This window comes from Brevundimonas sp. CEF1, from assembly GCF_051353055.1.
Taxonomy (GTDB): Bacteria; Pseudomonadota; Alphaproteobacteria; order Caulobacterales; family Caulobacteraceae; genus Brevundimonas.
Genome location: NZ_CP195593.1, coordinates 551,806 through 565,361 on the forward strand (window position 1 = coordinate 551,806; position 13,556 = coordinate 565,361).

18 protein-coding genes are annotated in these 13,556 nt (G+C 68.1%); 14 read left to right on the plus strand and 4 right to left on the minus strand.

Annotated features, from left to right (window positions below):
• Window positions 1-7 precede the first annotated feature (7 nt).
• The gene (locus ACR9FL_RS02780) at window positions 8-487 is read left to right on the plus strand and encodes a CopG family transcriptional regulator (protein ID WP_436357035.1); all 480 of its coding nucleotides are present in this window, start codon (window positions 8-10) and stop codon (window positions 485-487) included.
• A gap of 73 nt (window positions 488-560) precedes the next feature.
• Here the strand turns inward: ACR9FL_RS02780 and ACR9FL_RS02785 are convergent, their stop codons facing one another.
• A complete protein-coding gene (locus ACR9FL_RS02785) occupies window positions 561-830 on the minus strand; it encodes a hypothetical protein (protein WP_436357036.1) in 270 nt (89 codons plus the stop codon).
• Window positions 831-922: 92 nt separating this feature from the next.
• On the opposite strand from ACR9FL_RS02785, the gene ACR9FL_RS02790 reads away from it, so the two are divergent.
• Entirely contained in the window at window positions 923-1,600 is a 678-nt protein-coding gene (locus ACR9FL_RS02790) for a Crp/Fnr family transcriptional regulator (RefSeq protein ID WP_436357037.1), read from the plus strand.
• Window positions 1,601-1,769: 169 nt separating this feature from the next.
• Complete coding sequence (locus ACR9FL_RS02795) at window positions 1,770-1,988, plus strand: hypothetical protein (protein ID WP_436357038.1); 219 nt, start codon at window positions 1,770-1,772, stop codon at window positions 1,986-1,988.
• A 363-nt stretch (window positions 1,989-2,351) separates the two neighbouring features.
• Here ACR9FL_RS02795 and ACR9FL_RS02800 read toward each other — a convergent pair whose 3' ends face one another.
• Entirely contained in the window at window positions 2,352-2,657 is a 306-nt protein-coding gene (locus ACR9FL_RS02800; protein ID WP_436357040.1) for a hypothetical protein, read from the minus strand.
• Window positions 2,658-2,855: 198 nt separating this feature from the next.
• Here ACR9FL_RS02800 and trbB point away from each other — a divergent pair, with 198 nt between their 5' ends.
• The 11 genes from trbB to ACR9FL_RS02855 are packed head-to-tail and all read left to right on the plus strand — an operon-like array spanning window position 2,856 to window position 12,094.
• Window positions 2,856-3,797, plus strand: coding sequence for a P-type conjugative transfer ATPase TrbB (trbB, locus tag ACR9FL_RS02805; RefSeq protein ID WP_436357041.1), 942 nt, complete (start codon window positions 2,856-2,858; stop codon window positions 3,795-3,797).
• 29 nt (window positions 3,798-3,826) lie between these two features.
• Window positions 3,827-4,141 (plus strand): TrbC/VirB2 family protein, encoded by a 315-nt coding sequence (locus ACR9FL_RS02810; protein ID WP_436357043.1) that lies wholly within the window; start codon window positions 3,827-3,829, stop codon window positions 4,139-4,141.
• Window positions 4,141-4,407 (plus strand): VirB3 family type IV secretion system protein, encoded by a 267-nt coding sequence (locus ACR9FL_RS02815; protein WP_436357044.1) that lies wholly within the window; start codon window positions 4,141-4,143, stop codon window positions 4,405-4,407. The genes ACR9FL_RS02810 and ACR9FL_RS02815 overlap by 1 nt, the downstream gene beginning before the upstream one ends.
• Before the next feature lie 2 nt (window positions 4,408-4,409).
• On the plus strand, window positions 4,410-6,851 hold the full coding sequence (gene trbE / locus ACR9FL_RS02820; protein WP_436357045.1) for a conjugal transfer protein TrbE: 2,442 nt from the start codon (window positions 4,410-4,412) through the stop codon (window positions 6,849-6,851).
• Window positions 6,848-7,552 (plus strand): P-type conjugative transfer protein TrbJ, encoded by a 705-nt coding sequence (gene trbJ, locus ACR9FL_RS02825; protein ID WP_436357046.1) that lies wholly within the window; start codon window positions 6,848-6,850, stop codon window positions 7,550-7,552. Before trbE ends, trbJ begins: the two co-directional genes overlap by 4 nt.
• A 41-nt stretch (window positions 7,553-7,593) precedes the next feature.
• Window positions 7,594-7,803: a putative entry exclusion protein TrbK-alt gene (gene trbK-alt / locus ACR9FL_RS02830; protein ID WP_436358110.1), complete on the plus strand. Its 210-nt coding sequence runs from the start codon at window positions 7,594-7,596 to the stop codon at window positions 7,801-7,803.
• Window positions 7,796-9,184, plus strand: coding sequence for a P-type conjugative transfer protein TrbL (gene trbL / locus ACR9FL_RS02835; RefSeq protein ID WP_436357047.1), 1,389 nt, complete (start codon window positions 7,796-7,798; stop codon window positions 9,182-9,184). The genes trbK-alt and trbL overlap by 8 nt, the downstream gene beginning before the upstream one ends.
• Complete coding sequence (trbF, locus tag ACR9FL_RS02840; protein WP_436357048.1) at window positions 9,181-9,867, plus strand: conjugal transfer protein TrbF; 687 nt, start codon at window positions 9,181-9,183, stop codon at window positions 9,865-9,867. The genes trbL and trbF overlap by 4 nt, the downstream gene beginning before the upstream one ends.
• Window positions 9,867-10,727 carry a P-type conjugative transfer protein TrbG gene (gene trbG / locus ACR9FL_RS02845; protein WP_436357049.1) on the plus strand — a complete coding sequence of 287 codons (861 nt, stop codon included), beginning with the start codon at window positions 9,867-9,869 and terminating at the stop codon, window positions 10,725-10,727. Before trbF ends, trbG begins: the two co-directional genes overlap by 1 nt.
• Complete coding sequence (locus ACR9FL_RS02850) at window positions 10,724-11,815, plus strand: TrbI/VirB10 family protein (RefSeq protein WP_436357050.1); 1,092 nt, start codon at window positions 10,724-10,726, stop codon at window positions 11,813-11,815. Before trbG ends, ACR9FL_RS02850 begins: the two co-directional genes overlap by 4 nt.
• A gap of 3 nt (window positions 11,816-11,818) precedes the next feature.
• A complete protein-coding gene (locus ACR9FL_RS02855; protein WP_436357051.1) occupies window positions 11,819-12,094 on the plus strand; it encodes a DUF2274 domain-containing protein in 276 nt (91 codons plus the stop codon).
• On the opposite strand, the gene ACR9FL_RS02860 is transcribed toward ACR9FL_RS02855, so the two are convergent.
• Both ACR9FL_RS02860 and ACR9FL_RS02865 read right to left on the minus strand, forming a co-directional pair.
• On the minus strand, window positions 12,074-12,970 hold the full coding sequence (locus ACR9FL_RS02860) for a LysR family transcriptional regulator (RefSeq protein ID WP_436357052.1): 897 nt from the start codon (window positions 12,968-12,970) through the stop codon (window positions 12,074-12,076). The genes ACR9FL_RS02855 and ACR9FL_RS02860 overlap by 21 nt on opposite strands.
• Complete coding sequence (locus ACR9FL_RS02865) at window positions 12,967-13,554, minus strand: hypothetical protein (protein ID WP_436357053.1); 588 nt, start codon at window positions 13,552-13,554, stop codon at window positions 12,967-12,969. The genes ACR9FL_RS02860 and ACR9FL_RS02865 overlap by 4 nt, the downstream gene beginning before the upstream one ends.
• Window positions 13,555-13,556 lie beyond the last annotated feature (2 nt).

Genomic DNA, 13,556 nt, shown 5'->3' on the forward strand with positions numbered 1-13,556 from the left:
CGGCGCGATGAAGAAGCCCTTCCTCACCGTCTACCTTACGCCGGAACTGCTCGACCGCCTGGTCGCGCAGGCGAAGCGGCGGGGCGTGCCCAAGTCGACCGTTGCCGAGGCGGCGATCGCCAGCTTTCTCACGCCTGACGCCGCCCAGCAGCAGGAGGCCGCGCTCGGACGGCGGCTGGATCGGCTCAATCGTCACGCAGACCGGTTGGAACGGGACCTCGAAATCGCCGTCGAGATGCTGGCGCTTTTCGCGCGGACCTGGATGGCCGCCACCCCCTCGCTGCCGGACGCCGCCCAGGCGGCGGCGCGTGCGAGAGGACGGGATCGATACGAGCGTTTTGTAGAAAACCTGGGCCGCCGGCTGGCGTCGGGGCGGTCGTTCACGCGCGAGCTGGCGTTCGAGCTTGAGGCGGCGGCACGGGATGCGCCCGCCGATTCATTCGACAAGGAGGATGAGGGAAAGGCGCCGGCCGGCCCGGGCCCGTGAGAGGCGCTGGGGCGCGCTGCCCGCAGCGCGGTTCGCGGCGCCTGGGACGGCAAAGGTATTTCCTTGGCCATGGTCATGCGTCGAGCCAGACCCGGCCGTCCTCTTCCGCGAGGGGGGCTTGGTGCGATACGTCAAGCCGCGCTTCGAAGACGGACTCTCCAGCCGAAGTCATGGCTTTCACGGTGAGACGCTTCAAGGTCGCCCCGCGCAATGCGTGATCTCTCACAATATCCGCCGTCGCGAGCAACGCCTGCGCCGCAGCCGCATTGTGACCTGAAGCTTCAAGCTCCACGGTTGTCAGACATCCGTCAGCCGTGACGAAGAAGGTGTAGTTCGGATCCATGAGCCGAAAACAGCCGCGTGGGGAGGAGGTCTCAAAGGTTGTCTAATGAACTCTTTCATCTCGTAAAGGCGAAGCTGACTCGGCGAGGATCCTTGTCTCTCGCCACCGTGAAGAGGGTCGCTGACGCTTTCGAGCCGCTGGATCAAACCGCTGCGGCCGAGGACCTGATCGTCCAGGGCGTCCGAGCGTCGTCCTGCCTCCTGCTTCTGGATGGCTTCGCCGCCCGGTACCGCCTCCTGGAGAGCGGTCGGCGCCAGTTCACTGACATTGTGGTGCCGGGGGACTTCATAAATCTGGGGACGGTGCTGAAGAAACGACAGCCTCAAAGCGTCCTGGCCTTGACCGAATGCACGACCGTTTCGCTCGCCCATCCGCGCCTGGAGCTGTTGATCGACAGCGACCCCGATCTCACCAAGGTCCTTTGGCTTGAGTCCCTGGTCGACGGCGCCATTGGCCGGGAATGGATTTTCTCATTGGGTGCGCAGAACGCGAAGGCGCGGCTGGCCCGCTTCCTGTGCGAAATGTACTGTCGGCTGGAGGTTGTCGATCGCGCCGCGGACAACAGCTTTCGTCTACCCCTCACTCAGGCCCAGGTGGGCGACGCGCTCGGTTTGTCGGCCGTCCACGTCAATCGGGTGGTCTCAGAGATGCGGAATGAAGGTCTGATCGCCTGGAACTGCCACAGAGTCCGTCTGCGACAATGGCGGGAATTGGCCGGCCTGGCCGAATTCGACGGCGCTTATCTGGAGCTGCCGCCTCGCTCCGCCTAGCAGGATGCCGAGCGGCTGCTGGTTGTCCTGCCGATCCTGTCTCCTGGAATCTCTTTGAAGTTCCAGGCACGCCGAATCCCGACGGCGTTCAAGGACAGATAGGCAGCGCTTGACGCCTCAAGTCTCTGGGAGCGGTAATAGGCTGCGACGGGTTTTGAGGAGAGTGGGCATGCAGCGGAAAGCGACCAGCGAACTCTGCGATCTCGCGAGAAGCGGCGGCAGCATCGTGGTCTATGCCGACACCCGCTCCGTTGAGGATTTGATCCAGATCGCGAGCGAGCTACGACACGGCGCCACGCTTACCCTGACGGGCATGGCCATGCGTCCGACCCCAGACCTGTGCCGGATAGCCGAGGCGGCTCCCGGTCGGGTCTCGTTCGCTGGTTAGGGTGGACCTTGTCTCACACTGACAAAGCCAAAGGCCCGCCTCCTTGTTTAAAGGCGGCGGGCCCAGGAGCCGAGCCCGGGGGCTCAACGCATGACCAATCTCTCTCGGCAAGAGCGAAACTGATCACCAGCCGGGAGTAACCGTGAAGTCGGGAAAAGGTTGCTCCCGGAGCGGGACAGCCGGCGTTGCGTTTCGCCGCCATGTCTTAGGCTGCACGGGGGTCCCGCCGAAGCTGACCGGGTGTTTCTACGCGATCCCCAGGCGATATCGCCGTTCGGCCGGTGCGGTCGTTCGACGAGATTCTGCGCCTGCCCCTCAGACGATCGGGGCTGAAGGGCGGGCCCTTTCGGGAAGCCGACGCTGTCAGATCCTGCGGACGGACCTGCCCCTCACCGGCGCGTCTTCGCCTTTCATCTCGAGAGCATCGGCTTCCTTGCGATAGCGCTCCGCCAGGCCGGCGAACCGGTCGCGATCGGCCTGGAACGGTGAAAGCCTGGCCATGTGTTCGGCGTTGAGCTGCAGCTGGCGAAGTTCTGAAACGCGAGAGGAACGGGTCATGATGAAGCGGAACTCGACGGGGGTGTTCGTGCCGTCGGCCCGGAGCAAGTCCCGGGCCTGGGCGCGATACGGTTCGCTGCGCCGATCGGATGACCCCGCCTTTTCATTCACCGACTAAGGATCCACGTGTAGCCGAGCGTTAGCATCGAAGGTCGGGCGCTCCGGTACGGCCGGCCGTGCCGCCGATCGCCTGTCTTTCTGCGACAAACCCCTACTACGCCGTCCGGAGTGTTGAACCCTGGCGATTTGAGGTTCTCTTGTCGCCCCCGTCCGGATCGGTCGTCGATCCGCTCTCGCAGACGGGACGCCATGACCATTCCGGCGCGCAGCCTCAGGATGCTCCGCACAGCTCTAGGGCCGGCGCTGCTGGACGCCCTGTCCGCGCCGGACGTGGCGGAGGTCATGCTCAACCCCGATGGCAGGATCTGGCTGGATCGGTTGACGACCGGCCTGGAGGTCACCGCCCAGAGGCTGGAGCCTTCGGAGGGCGAGCGGATCGTGAGGCTCGTCGCGCACCACGTCGGACTGGTGGTGGACGAGAACCATCCGCGCATCTCGGCCGAGTTGCCGGAGACGGGGGAGCGCTTCGAAGGTCTACTGCCGCCAATCGTGCGCGGCCCGGCCTTCGCCATCCGCAAGCCCGCCGTCGCGGTCTTCACCCTGGACGACTACGTCGCCGCCGACGTCATGACCGCGAGCCAGGCCCGGAGCTTGCGGGATGCTGTCGCCGGAAGACGCAATATTCTCGTCGCAGGCGGCACGTCCAGCGGCAAGACCACCCTGGTCAACGCCCTGCTGGCGGAGATGGCGAGCAGCGGCGACCGGATCATCCTCATCGAGGACATTCGCGAGCTGCAGTGCGCGGCGGTCAATACCGTGGCCCTGCGGACCCTCAACGGGGGCGTGACCCTGACGGACCTGGTGCGCTCGGCCCTGCGCCTGAGGCCGGATCGGATTCCGGTCGGCGAGGTCCGCGGCGCGGAGGCTCTGGATCTGGTGAAGGCCTGGGGCACGGGACATCCGGGCGGGGTGGGCACCCTGCACGCCGAGTCGGCGCGCGGGGCCCTCTACCGGCTTGAACAACTCATCCAGGAAGCGGTCGTCACCCCGCCGCGCGCCCTGATCGCCGACACCATCCATCTCATCGCCGTTCTCGCCGGGCGCGGCGCTGAAAGACGCCTGGTCGAACTCGCCGCCGTCGACGGCCTGGACGCCGACGGCGGCTACCGGCTGTCGCCCATCGCCTGCTGACCTGTCCTCACCTGCCCAGGAGCATCTCCATGATCGCCTGTCGTCGTTTTCACTCCGCCCTTGTGCTGATCGCGGCCGCAGCCTCGGTTTCACCCGCCTTGGCCGGCGGCTCCTCCATGCCCTGGGAGGCCCCGCTTCAGTCCATCCTCGAGTCGATCGAGGGGCCGGTCGCCAAGATCATCGCCGTGATGATCATCATCGTCACCGGCCTGACCCTGGCCTTCGGAGACACTTCAGGCGGAGCCCGTCGCCTGATCCAGATCGTGTTCGGCCTCTCCATCGCCTTTGCGGCCAGTTCCTTTTTCCTCAGCTTCTTCTCCTTCGGCGGCGGCGCCCTGGTCTGATGTCCGACCCGATCCCCGAAGACTTCGTCGCCCCGGTCCACAGAGCCCTGACCGAGCCGATCCTTCTGGGCGGCGCGCCGCGCGCCCTGGCCCTCGTCAACGGCACCCTCGCCGCCGCCCTGGGGCTGGGCTTGCGGCTCTGGGTCGCCGGCATGGTCCTCTGGGTCATCGGGCATGCGCTCGGGGTCCTCGCCGCCCGACACGACCCGGACTTCGTCGAGGCGGCGCGTCGCCACCTGCGGCTTCCCGCTCATCTGGACGTCTGACCATGTTCTCGCTTCAGGAATACCGCGCCCGGCCGCGGCGACTTTCAGACTTCCTGCCCTGGGCCGCGCTGATCGCGCCGGGCGTGGTCCTCAATAAGGACGGGGGGCTTCAGCGCACCGCGCGCTTTCGCGGGCCGGACCTGGACTCCGCGACCAATGCCGAGCTGGCCGGGGCGGCGGGGCGGTTGAACAACGCCCTGCGCCGGCTCGGTTCCGGCTGGGCCCTCTTCGTGGAGGCGCAGCGTCATCCGGCCGCCGCCTATCCCGAGAGCGCTTTTCCCGACCCTGTGTCCGGTCTGGTCGACGAGGAGCGCAAGGCCGCCTTCCGGGCGCGCGGGGCGCATTTCGAAAGCGCCTTCTATCTCACCCTGGTCTGGTTGCCGCCGACCGAGGATCGGGGACGGGCGGCGCGCTGGCTCTACGAGGGGGAGGCGGAAAAGGGCGTGGACTGGCCCGGCCAGGTCAGGGGGTTCGTCGATCGCACGGACCGGCTCCTCGCCCTGGTCGAGGGGCTCATGCCCCAGGCGGACTGGCTCGACGATGAATCCACCCTGACCTATCTGCACGCCACGGTCTCGACCGCGCCTCAGTTTGTGCGGCTGCCTGAAACCCCCATGCATCTGGACGCCCTCCTGGCGGACCAGCCCCTGGTCGGCGGGCTGGCGCCGCGACTGGGCCGGTCGCACCTGCGGGTCCTCACGATCATCGGTTTTCCCACCGCCACCTGGCCCGGGCTTCTCGACGAACTCAATCGCCTGGCCTTCGACTATCGATGGACCACCCGGGCCCTGTGCCTGGACAAGACCGACGCCGCCCGCCTGCTGGGCCGCATCCGTCGCCAGTGGTTCGCCAAGCGCAAGTCGGTCGCCGCCCTTCTCAAGGAGGTGATGACCAATGAGGCGGCCGTCCTCATGGACACCGACGCCGGCAACAAGGCGGAGGACGCCGATCTGGCGCTTCAGGATCTCGGCGCCGACGGCGTGGGCTACGCCCTCGTCACCGCCACCCTGACGGTCTGGGACGAGGACCCGGCGGTCGCCGACGCCAAGCTGCGCCAGGCGGAGAAGGCTGTTCAGGAACGCGACTTCACCTGCATCGCCGAGAGCCTCAACGCCGTCGAAGCCTGGCTCGGCGGCCTGCCGGGGCAGGTCTACGCCAATGTGCGGACGCCGCCGATCTCGACGCTGAACCTGGCTCACATCATGCCGATGTCGGCCGTGTGGGCCGGGCCGGACTGGAACCCCCACCTGGACGGCCCGCCCCTCTTCCACGCCCGCACGGACGGCGCCACGCCCTTCCGCTTCTCCCATCATGTCGGGGATGTCGGCCACACGCTGATGGTCGGGCCGACAGGGGCGGGGAAGAGCGTCCTACTGGCGCTCATGGCGCTGCAGTTCCGCCGCTATCCGGCCGCCCAGGTTTTCGCCTTCGACTTCGGCGGATCGATCCGGGCGGCGGCGCTCGGCATGGGCGGCGATTTCCACGATCTCGGAGAGGCCCTGCAGAACCGCGAAGGCGGTCTGACCCTTCAGCCGCTCGAGGGGATAGACGATCCCGGCGAGCGCGCCTGGGCCCATGCCTGGCTGATCGATCTTCTCGCCCGAGAAGGCGTGGCGGTCGATCCCGAGACCAAGGATCGGATCTGGTCCGCCCTTACCAGCCTGGCGGGGGCGCCGGCGAACGAGCGCACCCTGTCCGGTTTTGCGGCCCTGGTTCAGAACATCGCCGTGAAGCAGGCGATTGCGCCCTTCACCCTGGCGGGGCCGTGGGGACGCCTGCTCGACGGGGATCATGAACACCTCGGGACGGGATCGATCCAGGTCTTCGAGACGGAAGGCCTCATGGGTTCGGCCGCCGCGCCCGCCGTTCTGGATCACCTTTTTCACCGGGTCGAGGCGCGGCTGGACGGCAGCCCGACCCTGATCCTCATCGACGAAGGATGGATCGCCCTGGATGCGTCCGGTTTCGGCGCCCGGCTGCGGGAGTGGCTCAAGACCCTGCGCAAGAAGAACGCCTCGGTGGTATTCGCCACCCAGTCGCTCGCCGACATCGACGGCGGTCCCCTCGCCGCCGCCATTGTCGAAAGCTGCCATACCCGGCTCTTCCTGCCCAACGCTCGCGCGCGCGAGCCGCAGATCAGCGCCGTCTATCGTCGTTTCGGCCTCAATGACCGGCAGATCGACATCCTGGCCCAGGCGACGCCCAAACGCGACTACTACTGCCAGTCACGCGCAGGAAACCGGCTGTTCGAGCTCGGCCTCGGCCCGGTCGCTCTGGCCTTCTGCGCCGCCTCATCGACGGAGGATCAGGCCGCCGTCCGCGCGGTTCTCGCCAAGGCCGGGAGAACCGGGTTCGGAGCGGTCTGGCTGCGCCATCGCGGCCTGCCGTGGGCGGCTGATCTGCTCGAAACCCCGATCATCCCTCAAGCCGGAGACTCGCCATGAAACGCCTGCGCTCGCCTTTCGCCCTGTCCGCGGCAGCCATTGTCGTCCTTCTGTGCGGAGGACCGGCGGCGGGCCAGGTCGTGGTCCATGATCCGACCAACCACGTTCAGAACGTCATCCAGGCCGCCCGCGCCCTGGAACAGATCAACAACCAGATCCAGTCGCTGCAGAACGAGGCGACCGCCCTGATGAACCAGGCGAGGAATCTGACAAGCCTGCCTTATTCCTCGCTACGGACCCTGCAGGGACAGGTGGAGCGCACGCGCAGTCTTCTGTCGCAGGCCCAGACCCTGGCCTATGACGTTCGGGCGATCGAGGCGGCGTTCGACGCCCGCTACGGCGCCGTGGCGCTGTCGACTTCCGAGAGAGACCTGGTGGCGCGGGCGCGTCAGCGCTGGCTTTCCTCCGTGGCCGGTTTCGAGGACGCCATGCGCGTCCAGGCCGGCGTGGTCCAGGGACTGGGTGCGACCCGGGAGGAGCTGGAAAGTCTGGTGAGCGCCAGCCAGGGCGCGGCGGGCGCGCTCCAGGCCGCCCAGGCCGGCAATCAATTGCTGGCCCTGCAGTCCAGCCAACTGGTCGAGCTCACCGGCCTGCTTGCCGCACAAGGAAGGGCGGAGGCCCTGGACGCCGCCGACCGCGCCGCCGCGCGTGCGGACGCCCAGGCGCGCTTCCGGCGCTTCATGGGAGAGCCGGAGCAGTGAGAAACCTGATCCGCAGGGATCCTCTGGCGGCAGCCGCCGTCATGATCACGATCTGCGCCCTTGTCGCGGCGGCGCTGGCGAGCCCGCGGGAGCTCCGGTCAGGACGGCCCGTGGGCCCGACGGCGGCCGGGCCTTCAGCGGAGCTGGTCCGCTGCCGCGCGCTTGGAGAGGCCGGCGGCGCCGATGCGGCCTGTCATGCCGCCTGGGCGGAAAGCCGACGACGCTTCTTTGCCGGAGGACGCCATGACTGACTCCGGCGTCATCGACCGGTTTTTCGAGGTCTTCAGCCGTTACATCGACAGCGGCTTCGGGCTTCTGGGAGGGGAGGTCGCCTTCATCGCGACCAGTCTGATCGTCATCGACGTGACGCTCGCCGCCCTGTTCTGGGCCTGGGGGCCGTCCGACGACATTCTCGCCCGACTGGTCAAGAAAACCCTCTTCGTTGGTTTCTTCGCCTTCCTGATCGGCAATTTCCAGCGGCTGTCCGAGATCGTTTTCGCCAGCTTCGCCGGTCTGGGCCTGAAAGGTTCTGGCACGACCCTTTCGACCGAGGAGTTTCTCAGGCCCGGCAAGCTCGCCGAGGCGGGGATTGATGCGGGGCGCCCAATGCTCATGGCCGCCGCCGAAATGTCCGGCTTTCCCGGCTTCTTCGAGAATTTCGTCCAGATCGCGATCCTCATGGTCGCCTTTCTGATCGTCCTGATCGCCTTCTTCATCATGGCGATCCAGCTCTTCGTCACCCTCATCGAGTTCAAGCTGACGAGCCTGGCGGGCTTCGTCCTGATTCCCTTCGGTCTGTTTGGAAAGACCGCCTTTCTGGCGGAGCGTGTTCTCGGCAATGTCGTGGCGTCCGGCGTCAAGGTCCTGGTTCTGGCTGTCATCGTCGGCATAGGATCCAGCCTGTTCGACGCCTTCGTCACGGATTTCGGCGGCCGGCCGCCGGCGCTTGAGGACGTTCTGGCCGTCACCCTGGCGGCCCTCAGTCTGGCCGGTCTCGCCATCTTCGGCCCCGGGATCGCCACGGGCCTGGTGTCCGGCGCGCCTCAACTGGGGGCAGGCGCCGCGATAGGAACCGGTCTGGCGGTCGGCGGCGTTGCGGCGGTCGGCATGGCCGGCGCCCGATTGGCGGCGGGCGCGGGGGCCGGTCTCGCGGGACGGGCCGGGACGGCCGCGAGCGCGTCGCGCGCCGGGGCTCCGGCCTCCGGCGGGGGTTCTGGCCCGCGTTCAGGCGGCGGATCTCCAGACGGGAAGGGGACGCGGGGCGGCGAAGGCAGGGGCGGGCCTGGCCGCGGCGGCGGGCGAGGTGGCGGAGGCGTCGATCCGGATGCTCAGCCGTCAGGAAAGACGCAGCAGAAGTCCGCCGCCCCGCCGGAAGCCGCCTCCGCGGGCCCGGAGGCGGGCGTCGGTCGGCGGGACGGGGCACCGTCGGCTGCGGCCGGTGGCCAATCGGCGGCGACCCCGGCCGACGCCGGATCAACCGCATCAAGCCCGAAGGACAAGCCGCAGTGGGCCAGGGAGATGGAGCGCCGTCAGGCTCTAGCCCATGGGGTGGCCGGCGCGCTTCACGCGGTCCGGTCCGGTGATCGCCCCGGGGGCTCCGCATCCGTTTCCGTCAGCGAGGACCGCTCATGAATCCGTTCAAACGCTCCAGCGGCCATTACGGGCGCACGCCCGCGCCGGAGACGCCCTATCAGCGGGCGGCCCAGGCGTGGGACGACCGGATCGGGTCGGCCAGGGTCCAGGCGCGCAACTGGCGCCTGGCCGCCCTGATGGCGCTCGGCCTTTCCGGGGGGCTGGCCTCCGCCCTCGTGGTTCAGTCCGCGCGGGGCGTCGTCACGCCCTGGATCGTCGAGGTGGACGAGCATGGCGAGGCGATCGCCGTCGCCCCGGCCCAGGCCGGATACTCGCCCAGCGACGCCCAGATCGCCTGGCATCTCGGCAGGTTCATCGAGCAGGTCCGCAGCATCCCGGCGGACCCGGTCGTGGTCCGGAACAACTGGCTGCGCGCCTACGACTATACGACCGACCAGGGCGCCGCCGCCCTGTCCGACTTCGCCCGCACCCATGATCCCTTCGCCGATGTGGGCCGGATTCAGGTCGGGGTCGAGGTTTCCAGCATCATCCGCGCCTCGCCGTCCTCGTTCAGGGTCGCCTGGACCGAGCGGCGTTTCATCGACGGCCGCCTTTCGACCACCGAGCGATGGACGGCGATCCTGACGGTGACGGTCCAGCCGCCGAGGACGGCCGACGACCTGCGGAAGAATCCTCTCGGCGTGCTCGTCCACGCCTTCAACTGGTCGAAGGAGATCAACTGATGCGCCGCAGCCACCTGCCGTCCGCGGCCTTGGTCGCGCTCTGCCTTGCTGTTCCCTGCGTGACAGAGGCGTCGACATTCCAGTCCGCGCCGAGAAGCGTTTCGTCTCCCGGAGCGGACGTCGCCGCGGCCAACGCCGCCGCGCGTGTGCAACCGTCCAGCGAGAACTATCTGAATGCGACCCAGGTCTACGCCTATGAGGCGGGCGCGCTGTTTCAGATCTACGCTGCGCCCGGACATGTCACCGACATCGCCTTGCAGCCGGGAGAGGCCCTGGCGGGGCAGGGGCCGGTGGCGGCCGGCGACACGGTTCGCTGGATCATCGGCCAGACGGAAAGCGGCGCCGGCGACGCCCGTCGGACCCATATTCTGGTCAAACCCACGCGCAGTGACCTGAAAACCAACCTCGTCATCAACACTGACCGGCGGACCTATCATATAGAGCTCAACGCTCGACCCGTCGCCTATATGGCCGGCGTGTCCTGGCGTTATCCGCTCGACGACCTCGTCGCCCTTGAGGCTCGGGCCACGCGGCAGGCCGAGCGCGACGCCGAGCCCCGGATGAGGCTGGAGGACCTCGACTTCGGCTATCGCGTATCGGGCCCGCGACTGGCCTGGCGACCTGTACGGGTGTTTGACGACGGTCGGCAGGTCGTTCTCGAGTTCGACGCCGCGATCGATCAGGCAAGCCTCCCGCCGCTCTTTCTCATCGAAGCCGACGGCGATGCGGCGCTGGTGAACTACCGCGTGCTCGGCCGTCGGGTCGTCGTCGACCGTCTGTTCGACAAGGCGGAGCTTCGTCTTGTTTCCGGCCGGCGAACCCAGACCGTGGCGATCGAAAAGAGGAGGGACGGACGATGAAGGACGCGTCCGCCGACCTCGATCCGACCGTAAGGGCCATGAGGCTCAGGGCTGATCCGCCAAAACCTCTCCGGCTTTCGCGCAAGGTGGCGATGGCGGGGGCCGCCGGCCTGGTGGCGGCCGTCTCGACCGCAGCGGGTTTCGGCCTGGTGAAGACCTCGAAGGAAACGCCGTCAGTGGAACTCGTTCCATCCAGGGCTCCCCGGCCCGAGGCTGTGCGCGCCCTGCCTGGGGATTACGCGGCGCCGCGACTGGGGCCGCCGCTGCCCGGCGACCTGGGCAAGCCCGTCCTGAACGCACGGAACGCCGCCGAGGCGCGCCCGGGCGCGACAGCATCTGCCGGTCCCGACGCGCATCGGGCGGAGGTGCGCCGCGCCGAGGGCGAACGGCGCCGCGTGGAAGCCGAAGCGGCGCGCGGCTCGCCTCTGCTTCTGATCCAGAACGGCTCGATCAATTCTGACAGCGCACGGGGCTCGCCGGGCGGCCCGCCCGAGGTCAAGGTCGACAGGAGGGCGGACGCTGCGACGGACGCAACCCTGCTGGCGGGATCGGTCCTGGAGGCCAGCCTGGTGACGGGCATCCGGTCCGACCTGGAGGGACCCGTGCTTGGCCAGATCACCGCGGATGTGCACGACACCCTGACCGGTCGGGACCTTCTGATCCCCAAGGGCTCGCGGCTGATCGGGTCGCATGCCTCGGATGTGAGCCAGGGGCAGACTCGCCTTACGGTGCGCTGGACCCGGATCATCCTGCCGAACGGCCGCTCTATCGCCCTCGAGGATGAGGCGGCGTCTGACGCCCGGGGCTATGCGGGCCTTGAGGACCGCACGGACCAGCGCTGGAGCGAACGACTGAGGGCGGCGGCCCTGACGACCTTGCTCGCCGTCAGCGGCGCGGCGGTTGACGTGGATGATGCAGACCGCGTGGCGCGCGCCCTCCGCGACGGGACAGGGCGAGGGATGGACGCTCTGGGGCGAGGTCTGGTCGAACGCGGCCTGTCGATCCCGCCCCGTATCACCATCCGCCCGGGTTTCGCTTTCCGCATCATCCTGACCCAGGACTTGAACCTTCAACCCTATGGAGATTGATCCATGAGCACGCTCAAGCTGGCGGGTCTGCAGGACGACACTCCGGTGAAGATGACGATTGAAGTGCCTGCGGACGTTCACCGTGACCTGGTCCTGTACGCCGAGGTGCTTTCAGCCGACGGGGAAAGAACCTACGCAGCCGCCCAACTCATCGCCCCCATGCTGACCCGCTTCATGGCGGCCGACAGATCCTTCATCACAGCAAAGGCGCGTCAGGTGGTCGGCCGATCGTCTTCAGGTGCGCTGGCTCATCCGACGTCAGCGCGCGGCGCGGGCTGAACTGACGAACCGGCGCAGCGCCGGGTTGTCGTTCTGATGATACCAGGCCGCGGCGAAGCTGACGCTCAGGCCGTCCTTGGCGCTGAGCGGCCGGTGGGTCAGTCCGGCCGGCAGACGGGCGTGCGCAAGAGCGCTGGGCGCGATGATCGCCAGCCCGAGGCCGAGTTCGACCTGTGACAACAGGATCGGCAGTCCGGCCCGGATGATCCTGACGCTCACGGAGGGGGGGAGGCCGACGTGAGCGAGCACATCGGCGCCCAGGTCGCCTTCGCTGATCAGCAGCGGACCCTGTTCAAGGGCCAGGAGATCGACCGTCGAGCCCTGGGCGAGGACATGGCTCGCGGGCAGGACGACGTGAAGGCTTTCCCGCCATAGCTCCGACATGTCCAGGCCGGTCACCGTCATGCCTCCGGGCAGGACGGCGACGTCAAGCCGCCGATCAGCGACGGCGGCGAGATGATCCTCTGCATCGCCGCAGACCATCTCGATCTGGACATGGGGATGGGCGCCGCGAAATCGATCGAGGAGGCCGAACAAGGCGTCCGACAGGAAGGAGGGCGTCAGCCCGATCTTCAGCCTGCCCAGTCGCCCCTGGCCCGCCTCCTGCGCCTCCGTGACGCAGTCGGTCAGCAGATCAAGCGCATGTTCCACGCCCCGTATGAAGGACGTCCCGGCGAAGGTCAGGGAGGCGCCTCCGGGGTTGCGGTGGAACAGGGAGACTCCGATTTCGTCCTCCAGGCCTCGTATCCGTCGGCTGAGCGCGGACTGTTCGACGCCGAGGGCGTCGGCGGCCTTTCGGAACCCGCCGGCGCTGGCGACGGCGATGGTCCACCTCAGGGATGTCAGGTCCAGCCGCGAGGCAGGTCCTGCCCTCACACCGCGCCCGCCTGGGACATTTCGCTCTCCGCGAGGAGGGGGGCGGCGTTGATGCGTCGGTTGTGGAAGGCGCGAAGCTCGGCGCCCGCCGCTTCGGCATCACCCCTGGTCAGGTGGCGCGTCACCCTCTCCAGCGCGAGCGGCATATCTCCCAGCATCTGCGCTTCGACGACGGCGAACCTCTGGAGGACGCTCTGGGTGCGGTCGTACAACCCCATCAAGGCGGGATCGGCCGCGCCGGCCACGATATGTCTGAAAAGCCGGGCCGGTTCGTCCGGCGGAAACGGGTTGAGGTTCGTTGCGCTGGAGAGGCCCCTTTCCAGGCAGTGAAGACGGAGCCTGTAGCGACCGGACAGCCCCATGGGGTCGAGGCTGAGACCGGCATAGCCGCCAGCCGGGGCGCGGCTGATGAGACCTTCGCCGCCGAGCCAGGCGAGAGCTTCGCGAACGGGGGTCGTGGACAGGCCCAGAGCCTGGGCTTCGTCCAGAATAATGATGGGCTTGCCGGGGGAGAAGACGCCTGCGATCGCTCGCTCGCGGAGCGTACGCAAGGCGCTGGCGAAAGGGTCGCGATTACGCGCCATTC

Bases quoted from the DNA above. Each gene is read 5' to 3' on its own strand.
- trbK-alt (WP_436358110.1), top strand. From the start codon at position 7,594: ATGATCACGATCTGCGCCCTTGTCGCGGCGGCGCTGGCGAGCCCGCGG.
- ACR9FL_RS02780 (WP_436357035.1), top strand. From the start codon at position 8: ATGAAGAAGCCCTTCCTCACCGTCTACCTTACGCCGGAACTGCTCGAC.
- ACR9FL_RS02855 (WP_436357051.1), top strand. From the start codon at position 11,819: ATGAGCACGCTCAAGCTGGCGGGTCTGCAGGACGACACTCCGGTGAAG.
- ACR9FL_RS02850 (WP_436357050.1), top strand. From the start codon at position 10,724: ATGAAGGACGCGTCCGCCGACCTCGATCCGACCGTAAGGGCCATGAGG.
- ACR9FL_RS02810 (WP_436357043.1), top strand. From the start codon at position 3,827: ATGATCGCCTGTCGTCGTTTTCACTCCGCCCTTGTGCTGATCGCGGCC.
- trbG (WP_436357049.1), top strand. From the start codon at position 9,867: ATGCGCCGCAGCCACCTGCCGTCCGCGGCCTTGGTCGCGCTCTGCCTT.
- ACR9FL_RS02795 (WP_436357038.1), top strand. From the start codon at position 1,770: ATGCAGCGGAAAGCGACCAGCGAACTCTGCGATCTCGCGAGAAGCGGC.
- trbB (WP_436357041.1), top strand. From the start codon at position 2,856: ATGACCATTCCGGCGCGCAGCCTCAGGATGCTCCGCACAGCTCTAGGG.
- ACR9FL_RS02815 (WP_436357044.1), top strand. From the start codon at position 4,141: ATGTCCGACCCGATCCCCGAAGACTTCGTCGCCCCGGTCCACAGAGCC.
- trbF (WP_436357048.1), top strand. From the start codon at position 9,181: ATGAATCCGTTCAAACGCTCCAGCGGCCATTACGGGCGCACGCCCGCG.
- ACR9FL_RS02865 (WP_436357053.1), bottom strand. From the start codon at position 13,554: ATGGCGCGTAATCGCGACCCTTTCGCCAGCGCCTTGCGTACGCTCCGC.
- ACR9FL_RS02785 (WP_436357036.1), bottom strand. From the start codon at position 830: ATGGATCCGAACTACACCTTCTTCGTCACGGCTGACGGATGTCTGACA.
- trbL (WP_436357047.1), top strand. From the start codon at position 7,796: ATGACTGACTCCGGCGTCATCGACCGGTTTTTCGAGGTCTTCAGCCGT.
- trbE (WP_436357045.1), top strand. From the start codon at position 4,410: ATGTTCTCGCTTCAGGAATACCGCGCCCGGCCGCGGCGACTTTCAGAC.
- trbJ (WP_436357046.1), top strand. From the start codon at position 6,848: ATGAAACGCCTGCGCTCGCCTTTCGCCCTGTCCGCGGCAGCCATTGTC.